This window comes from Acinetobacter sp. YH16040_T (genome assembly GCF_024605785.1).
Taxonomy (GTDB): domain Bacteria; phylum Pseudomonadota; class Gammaproteobacteria; order Pseudomonadales; family Moraxellaceae; genus Acinetobacter; species Acinetobacter amyesii.
In genome coordinates this window covers 1,078,951-1,093,472 of sequence record NZ_CP094541.1, presented here as the reverse complement: position 1 = coordinate 1,093,472, position 14,522 = coordinate 1,078,951, and the positions used below count along the sequence as shown (strand labels likewise).

Here is a 14,522-nt window from a genome sequence, read left to right as displayed (position 1 = left end):
ACAGTATGTGAATCACGCAGGCGACAAGGATGTCGCCGTTAAACTGTGCTACAAGGACGTAGCATCAGTTTAACAAATGGGTTTTGTCACTTTTGCCCAGTCAAAAGTGAGAATCGCCTATACAATGGCATTTAAAGTTCAATCGCTTTTTGAGGCTGTGATTCTTCCACAACGATATAGAGATTAGTTAAATAATTATGCAAGACCGTCTTATCAGTGGTTCAGAAAAACCCGAAGACCACTTCGACCGCGCCATTCGCCCAACTTCCCTCGATGACTACATCGGGCAGCCTGTCGTCCGTGAACAAATGGAAATCTTTATCGGTGCTGCACGTGGCCGTGAAGAAGCACTCGATCACACCTTAATTTTTGGCCCACCGGGTTTAGGTAAAACCACACTGGCCAATATTATTGCCCGTGAAATGGGTGGTAACTTAAAATCGACATCAGGCCCTGTCCTTGAGCGTGCAGGCGATTTGGCTGCAATGCTAACCAACCTCGAAGAAGGTGATGTTTTATTTATTGATGAGATCCATCGTCTTTCACCGGTCATCGAGGAAATTCTCTATCCAGCGATGGAGGATTACCAACTCGACATCATGATTGGTGAAGGCCCTGCTGCCCGTTCGATCAAACTGGATTTACCACCCTTCACTCTTGTTGCAGCGACGACTCGTGCAGGCCTACTGACCTCTCCTTTACGTGACCGTTTTGGTATCGTACAACGCTTAGAGTTTTATTCTGTCAAAGACTTAACGCATATTGTGACTCGATCTGCAAACTTGATGGATGTACCCATGACTGCCGAAGGCGCACAGGAAGTTGCACGCCGTGCTCGTGGGACACCTCGTATTGCAAACCGTTTATTACGCCGAGTCCGTGATTATGCGCAAGTTAAAGGTACGGGTGAAGTAACCCAAGAGATGGCTCAACGTGCTTTGGACATGCTGAATGTCGATAAAGATGGTTTAGACACACTAGACCGTCGTTATTTATCAATGCTGCTTGAGCGTTTTGATGGTGGCCCTGCAGGTGTAGAAGCTCTAGCTGCTGCTATGGCAGAAGACTCAGGGACCCTAGAAGATGTGATCGAACCCTACCTCATTCAGCAAGGCTATGTCATGCGTACTGCACGTGGACGTATTGCCACCAATATGGCGTATTTACAGTTTGGGATGACACCACCAGAGCCGAAAGATAAGTAAACGATTATTCACTGAACAACTTTAGGGAGTTAAATGCTCCCTGCATGTTTATTTAAATTTTTAAAATAAATTCAAGCCACTACAAACAATAGACTGATATGATAAATCTTGAGAATAGAATAATTAACAAAATTAATAGCGACTACATTCAAAACCTACCATTAGACAGTGCCATTGAACACATTCCCAGAGAACAACCTATCAGTTCATTTAGCCCAAAACAAATGAGTGATTTTGAAAGCTTATTCCACACCGAATACAATTATTTTATCACTGTCGAATGTGAAAACATTCTTAGCAAAGAAACCATAGAAGTAAGTGAAGATAATATCTTAACTATTAAACAATCGCCTTCTGCATATCATATAAAAAACCTGAGCTTCAACTATACTTCTGCCCTCATTTTTATTGGGATGTACTATCACGACGACGTACAAGCTTTGGTCAAGGAAAACTTTAAGCCAGCAAAAATTAATACATTGTATTTCAGCTTCTCATTCTTTGCTTTAGTCATACTCGTTTATGTGTTTTTCTGGATAGATCAACCTAATAAACTTTTACTCATGCTAGTTATTGGCCTTGGCTTTTGCTGCTTAACGTATATGTATGAATCTTTAAAAGCATTACTCCCAAAGCAACAGAAAAAGAAAATGGAAGAAACTCACTTTCATATTGCGGGATATTTAGCAGCTCATCTACAGGATTTTGTCGATGCAAAATTTAAATTAGATGAACAAACAAATTAAAAGCAGCCACTTTTTAACCAATAATTACAACTACGAAAGTTAAAGATTTACGTGAGTTGAAACCTTGTGCCATTGGACTGATGACTCACGGTGCTAAACTGCCCGTCATTGAAGCACTTGACGAATCATTGAATTATCGCCATTTTTAAATGCTCTAATTCTTTGCTGAAGTGCAGACCAATATTTTTCAGATTTTATAAAGACGGAACACTCTCATGGCGAATAAATTCGAATTCAACATTCGTGTATATATTGAAGATACAGATGCAGGTGGCATTGTTTACCACGCAAATCATATTCGCTTTATGGAACGTACCCGCACAGAATGGCTACGCGCTTCAGGTGTAGACCATTATTGGCATCAAAAGGATTACAACTTTGTCGTTCATAAAATTAATGTGAAATATTCACGTCCTATATTAATGGATGACCTGATTACTGTTACAGCAAGTGTAGTTTCGTGTAAGGCTACGTCATTTGTGTTGCAACAAAATATTTATCGTGGTGATATTATGCTGGCATCAGGTGAGGTAGAATTGGCATGTATCAGTGCAGAGATGAAACCCCGTCGCCTTCCTGATGAAATACGTGAACTGATTCTGAAAGAATTGGAACAAGATTAAAAAAATTATTTGGCACATGTAGTAACTATGGCAACTCAACTAGAATCAACACTCAAAGTTTCAGACCTCATCTTACAAGCAAGTCCTGTCGTACAACTGGTAATGCTCCTGCTGCTCTTAGCTTCGTTATTCAGTTGGTATCTGATTGCCAAGTTACACATGAGTTATAAAAAAGCGCAGGCTGACGATGAACATTTCCAAAAAATCTTTTGGTCTGGTGCCGAACTCAACACTTTATACAACAATGCTCAACTCAACTCGAAACGTGTTGGCCTTGAAGATGTTTTCTATCAAGGTTTAGGCGAGTTTTTCAAACTTAAAAAACGTAATGCCAGCGCAGAACAATCAATTGAAGGTACAGAACGTATTCTTCGTGTGGGTTTAAGCCGTGACCAAGGACATTTAGAAAATGGTTTAGGCGCGCTTGCGAGTATTGGCTCGGTTGCACCCTATGTCGGTTTATTCGGTACCGTTTGGGGCATTATGAATGCCTTTATTGGTTTGGCAGATGTTGACCAAGTCACCCTTGCTACGGTTGCTCCTGGTATTGCAGAAGCATTGATTGCAACGGCCATTGGTCTTTTTGCGGCAATCCCTGCTGTACTTGCATTTAACCATTTTACAGCCAAAGGTGAAGCCGTTTATAACGATCGTGCGCTTTTTGCCGAAGAAATGGTTGCGTTATTACAACGCCAGTCTGTAGGTTCAACTCAGGACAATGACTAATGGCTATTCAACGTTCTGGACGCTTTGAGCGCATCAAAAAACCATTAAAAAGTGACATGAACGTCGTGCCTTATATTGATGTCATGTTAGTTCTTTTGGTGATTTTCATGGTCACTGCACCTATGATCACCACAGGTGTCAAAGTCGACTTACCACAGGCGAATGGCACGCCTATGCAAGCGGAAGATCGCCCTGCGATTGTTACACTTGAGGCGGATGGGACGATCAAACTCGAAGATAAAAATCATCAAAATGATGTACTCACACTCGATGAACTAAAATCTGTTTTAACGGCCTCGCAAAATGAAGCGAGCGAACAGAAAAAGCAAATGAGTGTCCTGATTAACGGCAGTGAATCTCGTCCTTATGGTGAAGTCATGAAACTCATGTCTGCCCTTCAAGATGCAGGTTTAACACAAGTAGGTTTACTGACTGAGCCATTAAAATAATTTATGAAAGATTTCAACAAGCCGCCTTTTAAACAAAAAGCCGTTGCGATTGGTTTCACACTAGGTGTGCATATCGTCGCTGTGGTTGGCTTACTTTATCTTGGCATGAGTAAACCACCTGAGCCCCCTAAAAAAATAACCACTGTTTTGGTAAAACCGGAAGATTTAAAACCTGTAACACGTGAAGTCACTGAGTTTGATGAAACCGCGCATGAAAATGTAGCTGAACAAATCACGCAAACAGCAGAACCTAGCGTTGAACCGGCACCCGAGATTCCAACGGCTGCACCACCTAAGCCAGCAGAACCACCTAAGGCAGATCCACAGATTGCTGCTCAACAGGCACTCGCTGCGGCAAAAGCACAGCAGCTTGCTGAACAAAAAGCTGCGGACAATGCAAAACGTGCTCAAGAACAAGCTAAAGCTGCTGAAGCTGCAAAACTAAAAGCACAACAAGAAGCCAAAGCGGATGCAGCTAAGGCAAAAGCAGATGCTACGGCGAAAGCCAATGCTGAAGCAGCAAAACGTAAAGCTGATGCTGATGCCAAAGCCAAGGCTGAAAAAATCCATGCCGATGCTTTAAGAAAAGCAGAAGCTGACAAAGCCAAAGCTGCAGCAACGGCAAAAGCCAATGCAGATGCAAAAGCCAAGGCCAATGCGGATGCTGCAAAACGTAAAGCAGATGCAGACGCGAAAGCTAAAGCCAATGCGGAAGCTGCAAAACGTAAAGCTGATGCTGATGCCAAAGCTAAAGCCAATGCAGAAGCTGCAAAACGTAAAGCTGATGCTGATGCGAAAGCCAAGGCCAATGCAGATGCGGCAAAACGTAAAGCAGATGCTGATGCAAAAGCTAAGGCCAATGCAGAAGCTGCAAAACGTAAAGCAGACGCCGATGCAAAAGCCAAGGCCGATGCAAAGACTAAAGCCGATGCCGAAGCACGCGAACGTGCAGCCGAAGAAGCCAAAGCTTCATCTGCAAAAAAAGCAGCTGAAGAAGCTGCACAGAAAAAAGCTGAAGCGAAGAAAATTGCTTCAACAGCAAAACGTGATTTTGAAAATAGGATTAAGCGTGCGTGGGATACACCTTCAGACTCTGCGGGTAAAACGGCGTCTGCTCGCGTTACCCTTACGGAAAGTGGTTCAGTTCGGTCAGTGATTGTGAACTCTAGTGATCCTGATATGAAAGCCAGTATTGAGGCTGCTGTTCGAGCTGCTGCACCATACCCAATGCCGAGTGACCCAGATGCAAAACGTGAAGCTCAAAGTTTTACGTCCACCTTCAAGTCATCACGTTAATTTTTAAATCCCTGCAAACCTTGTGGGGATTTTTCATTTACTTATATACTGAATTATATAACATGAAAACATTATTATTATTTTCGACACTAACACTCCTAGGCTCTCAATCATTCGCCGAAAATCGTTCAATTTACATCCCATCTTCGACCATGCCTGACCATATTCCACCTGAACAATTTAATGCTTTGCTGATGGATCATGCTAAAACAACTCAACCTGAGAAATCAGTACAGGACGTAAAAAAGCCTCTTAAACCCATTTCACATGCTCTAAATGAAGAAGATGCAAAGAAAAAAACGGAAGCCAAGAAAATCGCTTCAACAGCTAAACGTGATTTTGAACATAAAATCAAACGTGCTTGGGATACACCACCTGGCTCTAGCGGTAAAACGGCCATTGCTCGCGTGATTTTATCTGAAACAGGTGCTGTCCAAGCTGTCATCGTAAGCTCCAGTGATCCTGATATGAAAGCCAGTATTGAGGCTGCAGTTCGTGCTGCTGCACCATATCCGATGCCTAGCGACCCAGATGCTAGACGTGAAGCACAAAGTTTTACCTCTACATTTAGATCTTCAAATTAAGTTTGATAAATCCGTGCATTGCTTGCGGGGATTTTTTTGTGGTTAAGCAATGAATCACCCCATACCCATTTTTTCTTATCTTCAATAGATCAAGTTTCATCGCTGGTATGATGTTTATTTTTAAGCTTCTACATCCATCCCCCCAGTTCCACCCTTTCCTAAAATGAATACTCAATCGATTGTACCTGTGTGTTTCAATACTTGAGCTTTTATAAAGCTCTAGCCCCGACTAATTGATCCATTCTTGTCTTCGTTCTATATAACGCCGTGTATGTGGGACTCAGCAACATCAAGTATTACTAAAATTTTCTAAACACTTGATTCAAAAATAGAATCTTATAACTAAAGAATTATCATTTTCATTCCAAAATGTGATGTTGTGTTCATGATTTTTAAGCTAGACTTGACGAAACTCGGATAAAATCTCTGCATTTTTCACAGTGTTATAACAGTTCAGTCATATTTTCATGCTTTTAATATCCCAAAATCATGCCATTATGTGACACAACCAAATACAGACAATAACTCACATTTTTAGAGTAATTAGCGAATGATGGAAATGACGCGTAAACATCTTCTTTGCTTAGCCGTATTCACTGCTTTGAGCCCAGTTTTAGTGACTCAAACGCATGCGCAGCTTCACCTCGAAATCACTAAAGCTCCTGAAGAAGCACCTAAAATTGCGATCGTGCCTTTTAGTAATGACTCAAATATTTATCCAGTGGTTGAAAATGACTTGAACCGCTCAGGTAAATTTACCAGTGCCTCTAAAAACTTACCTGCAACTGCAACAATAAATTCACCTAATGCAGAAGCATGGAAAGCTGCGGGCGTACCCTATGTCGTGACAGGCACATCAAAAACAACGGCTGATGGCTCTTATGAAATTCACTACCAACTGTATGATGTTGAAAAAAAACAATACCTGTTAAATGAACTACTCACTGTACCTGCTTCACGTTATCGTCAAGCAGCGCATATGATCAGTGATGCAATCTATCAAGCTTTAACGGGTATTCCAGGTGACTTCAGCGGCCGTATTGCCTATGTATTGCGTAATGCAGCAACACCAGATCAGCGCTATACCCTACAAATTGCAGATACGGATGGTGAACAACCCCGTACCATTTTGACTTCACGTGATCCAATCCTGTCCCCTGCGTGGACGCCTGATGCGAAAAAGCTAGCCTATGTTTCTTTTGAAACCAAACGCCCTGCGATTTACATCCAAGATTTAGCAAGTGGTAACCGTGAAAAAGTAGCAAGTTTCCGTGGCCTGAATGGTGCACCAAGCTTCTCACCTGATGGTAAATCAATGTTATTTACCGCATCGATGCATGGCAATCCTGAAATCTATCAAATGGATTTACAGACTCGCCAATTAAAACGCATGACCAATGACACAGCGATTGATACAGAAGCACGTTATGCACCTGACGGTAAATCATTTATTTTTACCTCTGACCGTGGTGGCTCTCCACAAATTTACACCTACAACTTAAGTGCTGAAAGTGTAAAACGTTTAACTTTCCGTGGCGCTTTCAACGCGCGTGGTACGTTAAGTGCGGACGGTAAAAAATTAGCTTTGGTACATCGTCCTAGCGGTAGTAACTATAAAGTTGCGGTTCAAGACATTGGTTCTGGTGTAACGAATATTTTGACGCCAACAAGTTTAGATGAATCCCCAAGCTTCTCTCCAAATGGTCAAATGGTGGTGTACGCAACGCGTGAAGCAAACCGTGGTTTGCTCTCAATCATGTCTTTAGATGGTCGTTTCCGCATGAACTTACCAAGTGAACAAGGTGAAGTTCGTGAACCAGCTTGGGCACCGAAATAAACACTGCATGATTTATTCAACAATAACTTTTTAATGAAACATCATAAATAACCGTCATGGAGATCAATATGAAAGCGATGAAACTGATTGCATTACCTGTTTTAGCTACAGCATTAGTAATGACTGGTTGTGCCAGCCGTAAACCTGCAGCAGATGTACAAGCAGGACAAAACCCAAATGGCTCAACCACTGTAAACACTTCAGGTTTAAGTGAAGATGCAGCACTCAATGCACAAAACCTTGCGGGTGCATCATCGAAAGGTGTAACTGAAGCGAATAAAGCATTTTTAGCGAAGCGCGTAGTACACTTTGACTACGACAGTACCGAGCTTAGCAATGAAGACTTACAAACCCTTCAAGCTCATGCCCAGTTCCTTGTTGCTAATGCAAACTCACGCGTTGCTTTAACAGGTCATACCGATGAACGTGGTACTCGTGAATACAACATGGCACTTGGTGAACGTCGTGCCAAAGCTGTTGAAAGCTTCCTGATTACAACAGGTGTAAGCCCTAACCAGCTTGAAGCAGTCAGCTATGGTAAAGAAATGCCAATCAATGCGGGTCATGATGAAAATGCATGGAAAGAAAACCGCCGTGTAGAAATTAACTACGAAGCTGTTCCTCCACTACTTAAATAAGACTTGAATAAGTCTGAGCTAAAAAAAGCACTCATTGATGAGTGCTTTTTTTATTTATATCGTTTAATTTGCATCGTTCTGTGCTTTTACTCATTTTAGCCCTTTAACTCAGGATAAATTCAGTTAGCGACTTTAGAACTTTAAGAAAATATCCAATGAAAATGCAAGTGAACGACTTTAAAAACGAGATCCTTAGCTTTACCAACTAGAAAATTAGCTTAACAATCTAAATCATTATGCTTCTGCTTCTGGATGTTCAGCATTTTCTTTTTCTGTTTGCATCGACTCAATGAGGTCATGTTTATTGAACTTTTTATACTCTGCTTTTGCTTCGTAACTGCTCCAAGCAGCTTTTACGGTATCCGCAGAAATATCGTCTAAATTCAATCCCTCAGTTGCAGTCGGAGTCGCATCAAATTTTTGTGTGGTCATTGTTGTGCTCCCTGTCTTTCGATTTATACATTAGATTCAACATAGCATGTTATTCAGGACTTGCAAGGGTAAAATCACGACAAATAGTCTAGTTTAATTTTTCTTTTCCTTCGTTCTCATCTAAAATGTTGCACAATCACATTTTTATCATTTTTGATAAATTAATATTTGGAGTTTTCCGGTTATGTCAAATCTCACCCTTTCCCAATTTCTACAACAACAAAGTGGTAATCTTACTCCTGCATTAGCACAAGTTATTGAAACAATTGGTAATACATGCAAAGACATCGACCTTCTTTTACAAAAAGGTGCTTTGGCTGGTGTATTGGGTAGCGCGCAACACGAAAACGTTCAAGGTGAAGAACAAAAGAAACTTGATGTCATTTCAAATGATTACCTCATCGATGCATTAAAAGTTCATCCACATGTCGGCGGTCTGGCATCTGAAGAATTAGATGAATTCACGCCAGCTCAAGAAAATGGCGATTATCTTGTCTTGTTCGACCCATTAGATGGTTCAAGCAACATCGATATCAACATGTGTGTTGGCACAATTTTCTCAATTCTTCCTGCAAAAAATGCGGTAACGCAAGCTGAAGATTTCATGCAAGCGGGTGTTAACCAAGCGGCTGCAGGTTATGTACTGTATGGCCCATCAACAATGATGGCTCTAACTGTCGGTGCTGGCGTAGTCTTCTTTACTTTTGATCCAGAAAGCAAAGAATTCTTATTAACTAAAGATGCGATTGCGGTTGCAGCAGATACTAAAGAATATGCAATTAATGCATCAAACCAACGTCACTGGGAAGAACCTGTTAAACGTTATATCGACGAACTGCTTGCAGGTAAAACTGGCCCGCGTGAAAAAGACTTCAATATGCGTTGGGTCGCATGTATGGTGGGTGACATTCATCGTATTCTTTGCCGTAGCGGTATCTTCATGTATCCATACGACTTCAAAGATCCGAAAAAAGCAGGCCGTCTACGTTTAATGTACGAAGCAAACCCGATGAGTATGTTGATGGAACAAGCTGGCGGTGCTTCTACAACAGGCCGTGTCCGCATTCTAGACATCCAACCAACAGAACTTCATCAACGTGTTCCTGTGATTATTGGTTCTAAAAACGAAGTTGACCTAGTTACGTCATACCATAATTAATTTCTTATAACGAAAGTCAGTATTTTTGCTGACTTTCGTGGATATCTCCCTCATGGCTCTGATTTATCTCGAATCAAAAGACAACCCGAAAATTAAGCACCTCCGTGGCTTAATTGAACAAAATGCCTACCGTAAAAAACAAGGTCAAACTGTTTTGGAAGGCACACACTTGGTGTTGTCATGGTTAGACTCAAAACGTCCAATCAAATCGATTTTCACCACTGAACAAGCAATTAACCATGCCGATTTCGACCGCTTTGCGGAACAATATCAAGGTGCGGTGTTCATTCTAAGTGAATCTTTATACAAAGATATCAGTACACTTGGAACATCGATTGCTTGCTTAGCAATTGTGGATTTACCAAGTTCAAGTGAAGCGCTTAACTTCAGTGAAGACACCTTAATTTTAGACAATATTCAAGACCCCGGTAATGTAGGTACCCTACTCCGTTCTGCTGCCGCGGCGGGTATTGAGCAAGTCGTTTGTACCAAAGGCTCTGCATCACTCTGGTCACCGCGTGTATTACGCGCAGGTATGGGCGCACATTTTTCATTAAATACCTTTGAAAATATTGCCCTTGAAGATATTTTGACGAAATTCAAAATTCCAGTGTATGCAACAAGCTCACATCAGTCTGAAAACCTATATAGCAAAAATTTGCGCAAACAATGTGTGTGGATTTTAGGCAATGAAGGTCAAGGTGTTTCTGAGTATGCATTACAACATGCAGAAGCCGTAGCGATTCCTCAACCGGGTGGTCAAGAATCACTAAACGTAGCCATTGCTGGCTCGATCTGTTTTTTTGAAATGGTACGTCAGCGTCAGTAAAATCGTTATTTTATTGTATTTAGCGCTTAAGCCTGAAAAAAATAGACTACACTAGAAAAAATAATAATTCTTTTTGTCAACCTAACCGTTATTTCCATCGTTATTTGTATATGAATATGGAAATAATGGTGGGTATCCGATGACAGGATTTTCCATCTCTATGGATTTAGCACCCAAAAAGTCCGAGACGCAAGACAGCAGTGTTTTAAAAAGCACGGCTGAGTCTCGCCTGAAAAACTTCATGAATGAAGTGACGGGGCGTGCTTTAGTAATGATGGAAAGTGCAACGCACGGTCAACATGGCATTGCCATGGACTTGGTGCAAGAAGCCTTTATTTCCTTACATAAAGCTTATGCTGAAAAGTCCACAGAGGAATGGTATCCCCTGTTTTACACCATTTTAAATAATAAGCTGCAAGATTGGCGTCGAAAGGAAGCACGTCGTTCGCAGCCGTTTTCCCTATTTAGAAAAGTCAGCCTAGATGACGACGATGTCGAAATACAGGATGTGGTAGATGAATCTACACCAAACCCTTTCGACTTTCTGGATCAGGCTGTCACTGCAGAGGAAATACAAGATGCTATCGCAGAACTTCCAGTCCGCCAGCAACAAGCATTTATGTTGCGAGCTTGGGAAGGCTTTGATACGCATACAACTGCAGAAATTATGAATTGTTCCGAAGGCAGTGTGAAAACACATTACCACCGTGCCATTCAAGGTTTACGTACCGCTTTGGCACATTTGAATCCACATATGGGAGGATCATCCGAATGAAACAAGATGATTTCTTAAAGCAAGTAACTTCCAAACTTGATGGACTCGCACAGCACCATAAAGACAAAGCAACTGTCATGAATAACGTGCTTGAAGATATTCATCAGCGCGAAACTTCTCGTTATGGTTTCTGGAAAATGTCTGGCTTTGCACTTGCAGCAGCAATTGCAGGTTTTGTCATTTTACCGAATGCGACTGTACTGGATGACAAACCACAAAATCAGGTGATTTCAACCCCTAAGCTCTCCCCTCAAATGGTGGAAGATCTTGAAATGTTGATGGTTCTGGGTGAGGACAAAGTTCCACATGGCAGCTAAAAAATTAGCAATTGCATTCTGTGCTTTTAGTTTTTTGCAAACCAGTTTTGCTGGCTTTGATCGCTTTTGGATTTTTTCAAAAGATGCAGATACTCAAGTTAATGAAACTTGGGATTCGCTATCTGAAGCAGAACAACAGGCTTTAATTAAAAAGTATCAGGCACTCAAAGAGATTCCTGCAGATCAACGTGTCAGCTTGCAACAGCGCATGGATTGGTTCACCCAACTTCCGGACAGTGAAAAGCAGCGTATGCGCGAAACATGGCAAAAAATGAGTACTTTAGAACGTAAAGAACTCGCGACACGTATGCAAAAAGCTAGTCCTGATGAACGACCTGCTATTCGCGATGAGTATATCAATAAATATTTACAGCCTATCGCTGTCGTTCACTAATTAAAAACAACAGTATGTTGTGAAAATCAAATCCATTACATTGGTTAAGCCATAAAATAAGCCTCTTATCGAGGCTTTTTTTATTGTCTTACTTGCTCAACCTACGCTGACGATACACACCCAAACCAATCAATGCCAACAGTCCAAATACTCCCATTGAGCCACCGCCGCTAGAAGAAGAGTTGGTATTTTTCGCTGTATTCTTAAGAGTCAGAATTGCATTACTTGATGCAATGCCGTCACTATCGATAACGCTATATTCAACAGGATAGTCAAACTGACTAAAGCCATTTTTTACAGAGAAGGTGATTTTGCCACCGTAGCAGGTTTCCTTTAAATAACTTGCTGGACAGCTACCACTATACTCAGCTTCAAAGTTTAAACCTGCTGGGATTTTCGTAAAACGAATTGGAATAATTTGGCCTTCTTCATTTTTATGCCATACCGATTTACCCGCTGGCATAGATGCAACTGGACCATCACCATCATCATTAGCATTTTCTAATAAATTATTGACTGTAACAGACAAATTATTTGACGGACTAATTGTGTATTGGGCAGCTTTGGCCACTGGGGTCATATTTTTAAAGGCCACACGTACTACACCAGAGGATTCCGCCTGACTCCCTGTCTTTTGTTTTAGCGTATATTTACAAAAACCGTATTCGGTAGGTGCTGTTGTTGCCCCACTGGTGCGATAAATAACGATTTGTTTTATTCCCGCATCCCAATCACAGTGCAGGTCATGCGGTGGATTACCTACGATACTTGCTTCGCCTGTACTAGACACCGTAATTTCACTACCGATGCCGATTGGTGAAGTCGTCACGGTATAGTTGTCAGCATTTAAGGCAATTTGTCGTGTTTCAGCACTACCATTCACAGACTCTTCTTGAGGTAATGATGCCGGGAACGGATCAAAATAAACCGCACGATATTTAAGGTTATTTTTTAATGCACTTAATACCGCTTCGTACTTTGTTAAATCATCCTGATTGGCAACTTTGTATTCTGCATAATCAGGATCATCGATATCCTTTTTCAAAGCATCAATTGTATTTTGATACTTATCTTGCAGAGCTGTTAAAGACTCATTGGTAATATCTGCCATATCTGCTGCGGTTAAATTCATTAACTCAACCGAACCAATATCACATGTGTTTCTTTGCGTAGGTGATAACTGTAAAGTACCATCTGTGATCCGCAAAATACCCCGTTGATCCGCATCACTACAACCTTCTAAGCCAAGATTGATCAAGTCAAAACCGCTGCCGATTGCTTTCGGGTAATACAAAGGTAAATACAAATTATAAGCAGATTTTGTTTGTAGGGCGCTTAATAAAGTGCCCATAGCATAGCTACTTACGTCATGGTTTTGCAGAAAGCTTTCCGTACTATTCAGCACACTTTCGGGTAAATCACACTGTGCGGCTGCCAGTTCAAAAGCGTTATTACTTGCAACAAATTTTTGACTATTATCAGGTACAGCGTTATTGAGATAACGACAAGATTTACCACCAGTATTGTAGGCCAATACATTGAAATACCAAGCCTTTGTACCATTGTTATCATAATAATAGGTACTAGCCGCATTGTTCTCGACTATTGTATTACTGGTTAAAACGAAGCTAGAAAAAGCACTTAAACGTTCCGTTCCCTGAGAAATGGCACGGATAATACTACCCGTATTTGGATTTGCTTGGTTTTTTGCAATCGTATTTGCTGTCAGTTCAACTTTGGCATTTCCACAGAAGTCCATCACACTATTGCTCGTCGATAAACCATTTTGAATAATACTGCTTTGCTGGAACACAATTTCAGGCTGGGTATCCCCCAAGTTCCCGATACAGTCCATAGCAACAACACTACCTTTAGGTGCGATGTTGCCCTGAACTAAACTGCTCACCAATAATGTTTTTTTCGATATATTATGCGCAACGGAGTAGATTGCACCGCCAGCAACTTTGGCTTGAGAGTTTTCAATTGCACCATTATTTAAGGTAAATGCTCCCCCTAAATACAAGGCACCACCTCGATCTTCTGCCATCCCGCCAGTAAGGCGAACATTATTGACGATAAAGTTGGCTTCTGAACGTGAAGTATTAAAAATACGCGATTTGCCTTGGGCATTAATCGTCGTTCTAATATCTTCATAGGCAGGAAATTTCTGCGTCAGTAAATTTTTTGAATCATAGTTAAAGCGACTTTTCCCCTCAATCACGATCTGATTGACCGGAACTAACTCACCTTTAGTCAGAAGATATTCACCTGCTTCAAGTTGAATATAATCGGTCTGCCCATTATTTGGATTACCGACATTACATCCACCAAAAGATTTGTTTTTACGTGCAGTTTCAATCGCTTCACGTAAAGAACATTGATTGAGATTTTCACCATTTTCATCATCAAAGGTCGTAACTTTGATGATGTTACTTGTCGCTGCCATAGATGACATAGCCGCAAGGACCATGACCGCCAGCAATCCTTTTTTATAATTTTTCATGTGCTGTCC

15 protein-coding genes and 1 pseudogene are annotated in these 14,522 nt (G+C 41.2%); 14 read left to right on the top strand and 2 right to left on the bottom strand.

Translation table 11 applies throughout. The features are described from left to right. The first annotated feature begins 197 nt into the window (after positions 1-197). From ruvB to pal, 9 genes and pseudogenes are all read left to right on the top strand, one after another. Positions 198-1,205: a Holliday junction branch migration DNA helicase RuvB gene (ruvB, locus tag MST16_RS05275; RefSeq protein ID WP_168378058.1), complete on the top strand. Its 1,008-nt coding sequence runs from the start codon at positions 198-200 to the stop codon at positions 1,203-1,205. Positions 1,206-1,303: 98 nt separating this feature from the next. Next, the gene (locus MST16_RS05270; RefSeq protein WP_180009965.1) at positions 1,304-1,951 is read left to right on the top strand and encodes a hypothetical protein; all 648 of its coding nucleotides are present in this window, start codon (positions 1,304-1,306) and stop codon (positions 1,949-1,951) included. A 215-nt stretch (positions 1,952-2,166) separates the two neighbouring features. After that, positions 2,167-2,574, top strand: coding sequence for a tol-pal system-associated acyl-CoA thioesterase (ybgC, locus tag MST16_RS05265; RefSeq protein WP_078190367.1), 408 nt, complete (start codon positions 2,167-2,169; stop codon positions 2,572-2,574). A 27-nt stretch (positions 2,575-2,601) separates the two neighbouring features. Next, entirely contained in the window at positions 2,602-3,300 is a 699-nt protein-coding gene (gene tolQ / locus MST16_RS05260) for a protein TolQ (protein ID WP_078192037.1), read from the top strand. Next, positions 3,300-3,749, top strand: a complete 450-nt coding sequence (tolR, locus tag MST16_RS05255) for a protein TolR (protein WP_180009966.1) — start codon at positions 3,300-3,302, stop codon at positions 3,747-3,749. The genes tolQ and tolR overlap by 1 nt, the downstream gene beginning before the upstream one ends. A 3-nt stretch (positions 3,750-3,752) precedes the next feature. Then, complete coding sequence (gene tolA / locus MST16_RS05250) at positions 3,753-5,045, top strand: cell envelope integrity protein TolA (RefSeq protein ID WP_180009967.1); 1,293 nt, start codon at positions 3,753-3,755, stop codon at positions 5,043-5,045. A 278-nt stretch (positions 5,046-5,323) separates the two neighbouring features. Then, positions 5,324-5,629, top strand: a pseudogene (locus MST16_RS05245) (cell envelope integrity protein TolA); the annotation flags it as partial. 553 nt (positions 5,630-6,182) lie between these two features. Continuing rightward, entirely contained in the window at positions 6,183-7,466 is a 1,284-nt protein-coding gene (gene tolB / locus MST16_RS05240; RefSeq protein WP_171319182.1) for a Tol-Pal system beta propeller repeat protein TolB, read from the top strand. Between the two features lie 68 nt (positions 7,467-7,534). Then, positions 7,535-8,104 (top strand): peptidoglycan-associated lipoprotein Pal, encoded by a 570-nt coding sequence (gene pal, locus MST16_RS05235; protein WP_168378062.1) that lies wholly within the window; start codon positions 7,535-7,537, stop codon positions 8,102-8,104. 234 nt (positions 8,105-8,338) lie between these two features. Here pal and MST16_RS05230 read toward each other — a convergent pair whose 3' ends face one another. Beyond that, positions 8,339-8,536: an NF038105 family protein gene (locus MST16_RS05230; protein ID WP_078190373.1), complete on the bottom strand. Its 198-nt coding sequence runs from the start codon at positions 8,534-8,536 to the stop codon at positions 8,339-8,341. Positions 8,537-8,720: 184 nt separating this feature from the next. Here MST16_RS05230 and MST16_RS05225 point away from each other — a divergent pair, with 184 nt between their 5' ends. The 5 genes from MST16_RS05225 (at position 8,721) to MST16_RS05205 (ending at position 12,010) form a co-directional block, all read left to right on the top strand. After that, positions 8,721-9,695, top strand: a complete 975-nt coding sequence (locus MST16_RS05225) for a class 1 fructose-bisphosphatase (RefSeq protein WP_078192041.1) — start codon at positions 8,721-8,723, stop codon at positions 9,693-9,695. A 52-nt stretch (positions 9,696-9,747) separates the two neighbouring features. Continuing rightward, positions 9,748-10,524, top strand: a complete 777-nt coding sequence (locus tag MST16_RS05220; RefSeq protein ID WP_168378063.1) for an RNA methyltransferase — start codon at positions 9,748-9,750, stop codon at positions 10,522-10,524. A gap of 160 nt (positions 10,525-10,684) precedes the next feature. After that, positions 10,685-11,299, top strand: a complete 615-nt coding sequence (locus tag MST16_RS05215; RefSeq protein WP_111883945.1) for an RNA polymerase sigma factor — start codon at positions 10,685-10,687, stop codon at positions 11,297-11,299. Then, positions 11,296-11,616, top strand: coding sequence for a hypothetical protein (locus MST16_RS05210; RefSeq protein WP_078190377.1), 321 nt, complete (start codon positions 11,296-11,298; stop codon positions 11,614-11,616). Before MST16_RS05215 ends, MST16_RS05210 begins: the two co-directional genes overlap by 4 nt. Continuing rightward, a complete protein-coding gene (locus MST16_RS05205; protein ID WP_078190378.1) occupies positions 11,606-12,010 on the top strand; it encodes a DUF3106 domain-containing protein in 405 nt (134 codons plus the stop codon). Before MST16_RS05210 ends, MST16_RS05205 begins: the two co-directional genes overlap by 11 nt. Positions 12,011-12,098: 88 nt before the next feature. Here MST16_RS05205 and MST16_RS05200 read toward each other — a convergent pair whose 3' ends face one another. After that, a complete protein-coding gene (locus tag MST16_RS05200; RefSeq protein WP_180009968.1) occupies positions 12,099-14,513 on the bottom strand; it encodes a CSLREA domain-containing protein in 2,415 nt (804 codons plus the stop codon). Positions 14,514-14,522: the final 9 nt, after the last annotated feature.

What these genes read in the sequence shown, in the direction of transcription:
- ruvB (WP_168378058.1), top strand. Translation starts at nt 198, where the DNA reads ATGCAAGACCGTCTTATCAGTGGTTCAGAAAAACCCGAAGACCACTTC.
- MST16_RS05270 (WP_180009965.1), top strand. Translation starts at nt 1,304, where the DNA reads ATGATAAATCTTGAGAATAGAATAATTAACAAAATTAATAGCGACTAC.
- ybgC (WP_078190367.1), top strand. Translation starts at nt 2,167, where the DNA reads ATGGCGAATAAATTCGAATTCAACATTCGTGTATATATTGAAGATACA.
- tolQ (WP_078192037.1), top strand. Translation starts at nt 2,602, where the DNA reads ATGGCAACTCAACTAGAATCAACACTCAAAGTTTCAGACCTCATCTTA.
- tolR (WP_180009966.1), top strand. Translation starts at nt 3,300, where the DNA reads ATGGCTATTCAACGTTCTGGACGCTTTGAGCGCATCAAAAAACCATTA.
- tolA (WP_180009967.1), top strand. Translation starts at nt 3,753, where the DNA reads ATGAAAGATTTCAACAAGCCGCCTTTTAAACAAAAAGCCGTTGCGATT.
- tolB (WP_171319182.1), top strand. Translation starts at nt 6,183, where the DNA reads ATGGAAATGACGCGTAAACATCTTCTTTGCTTAGCCGTATTCACTGCT.
- pal (WP_168378062.1), top strand. Translation starts at nt 7,535, where the DNA reads ATGAAAGCGATGAAACTGATTGCATTACCTGTTTTAGCTACAGCATTA.
- MST16_RS05230 (WP_078190373.1), bottom strand. Translation starts at nt 8,536, where the DNA reads ATGACCACACAAAAATTTGATGCGACTCCGACTGCAACTGAGGGATTG.
- MST16_RS05225 (WP_078192041.1), top strand. Translation starts at nt 8,721, where the DNA reads ATGTCAAATCTCACCCTTTCCCAATTTCTACAACAACAAAGTGGTAAT.
- MST16_RS05220 (WP_168378063.1), top strand. Translation starts at nt 9,748, where the DNA reads ATGGCTCTGATTTATCTCGAATCAAAAGACAACCCGAAAATTAAGCAC.
- MST16_RS05215 (WP_111883945.1), top strand. Translation starts at nt 10,685, where the DNA reads ATGGATTTAGCACCCAAAAAGTCCGAGACGCAAGACAGCAGTGTTTTA.
- MST16_RS05210 (WP_078190377.1), top strand. Translation starts at nt 11,296, where the DNA reads ATGAAACAAGATGATTTCTTAAAGCAAGTAACTTCCAAACTTGATGGA.
- MST16_RS05205 (WP_078190378.1), top strand. Translation starts at nt 11,606, where the DNA reads ATGGCAGCTAAAAAATTAGCAATTGCATTCTGTGCTTTTAGTTTTTTG.
- MST16_RS05200 (WP_180009968.1), bottom strand. Translation starts at nt 14,513, where the DNA reads ATGAAAAATTATAAAAAAGGATTGCTGGCGGTCATGGTCCTTGCGGCT.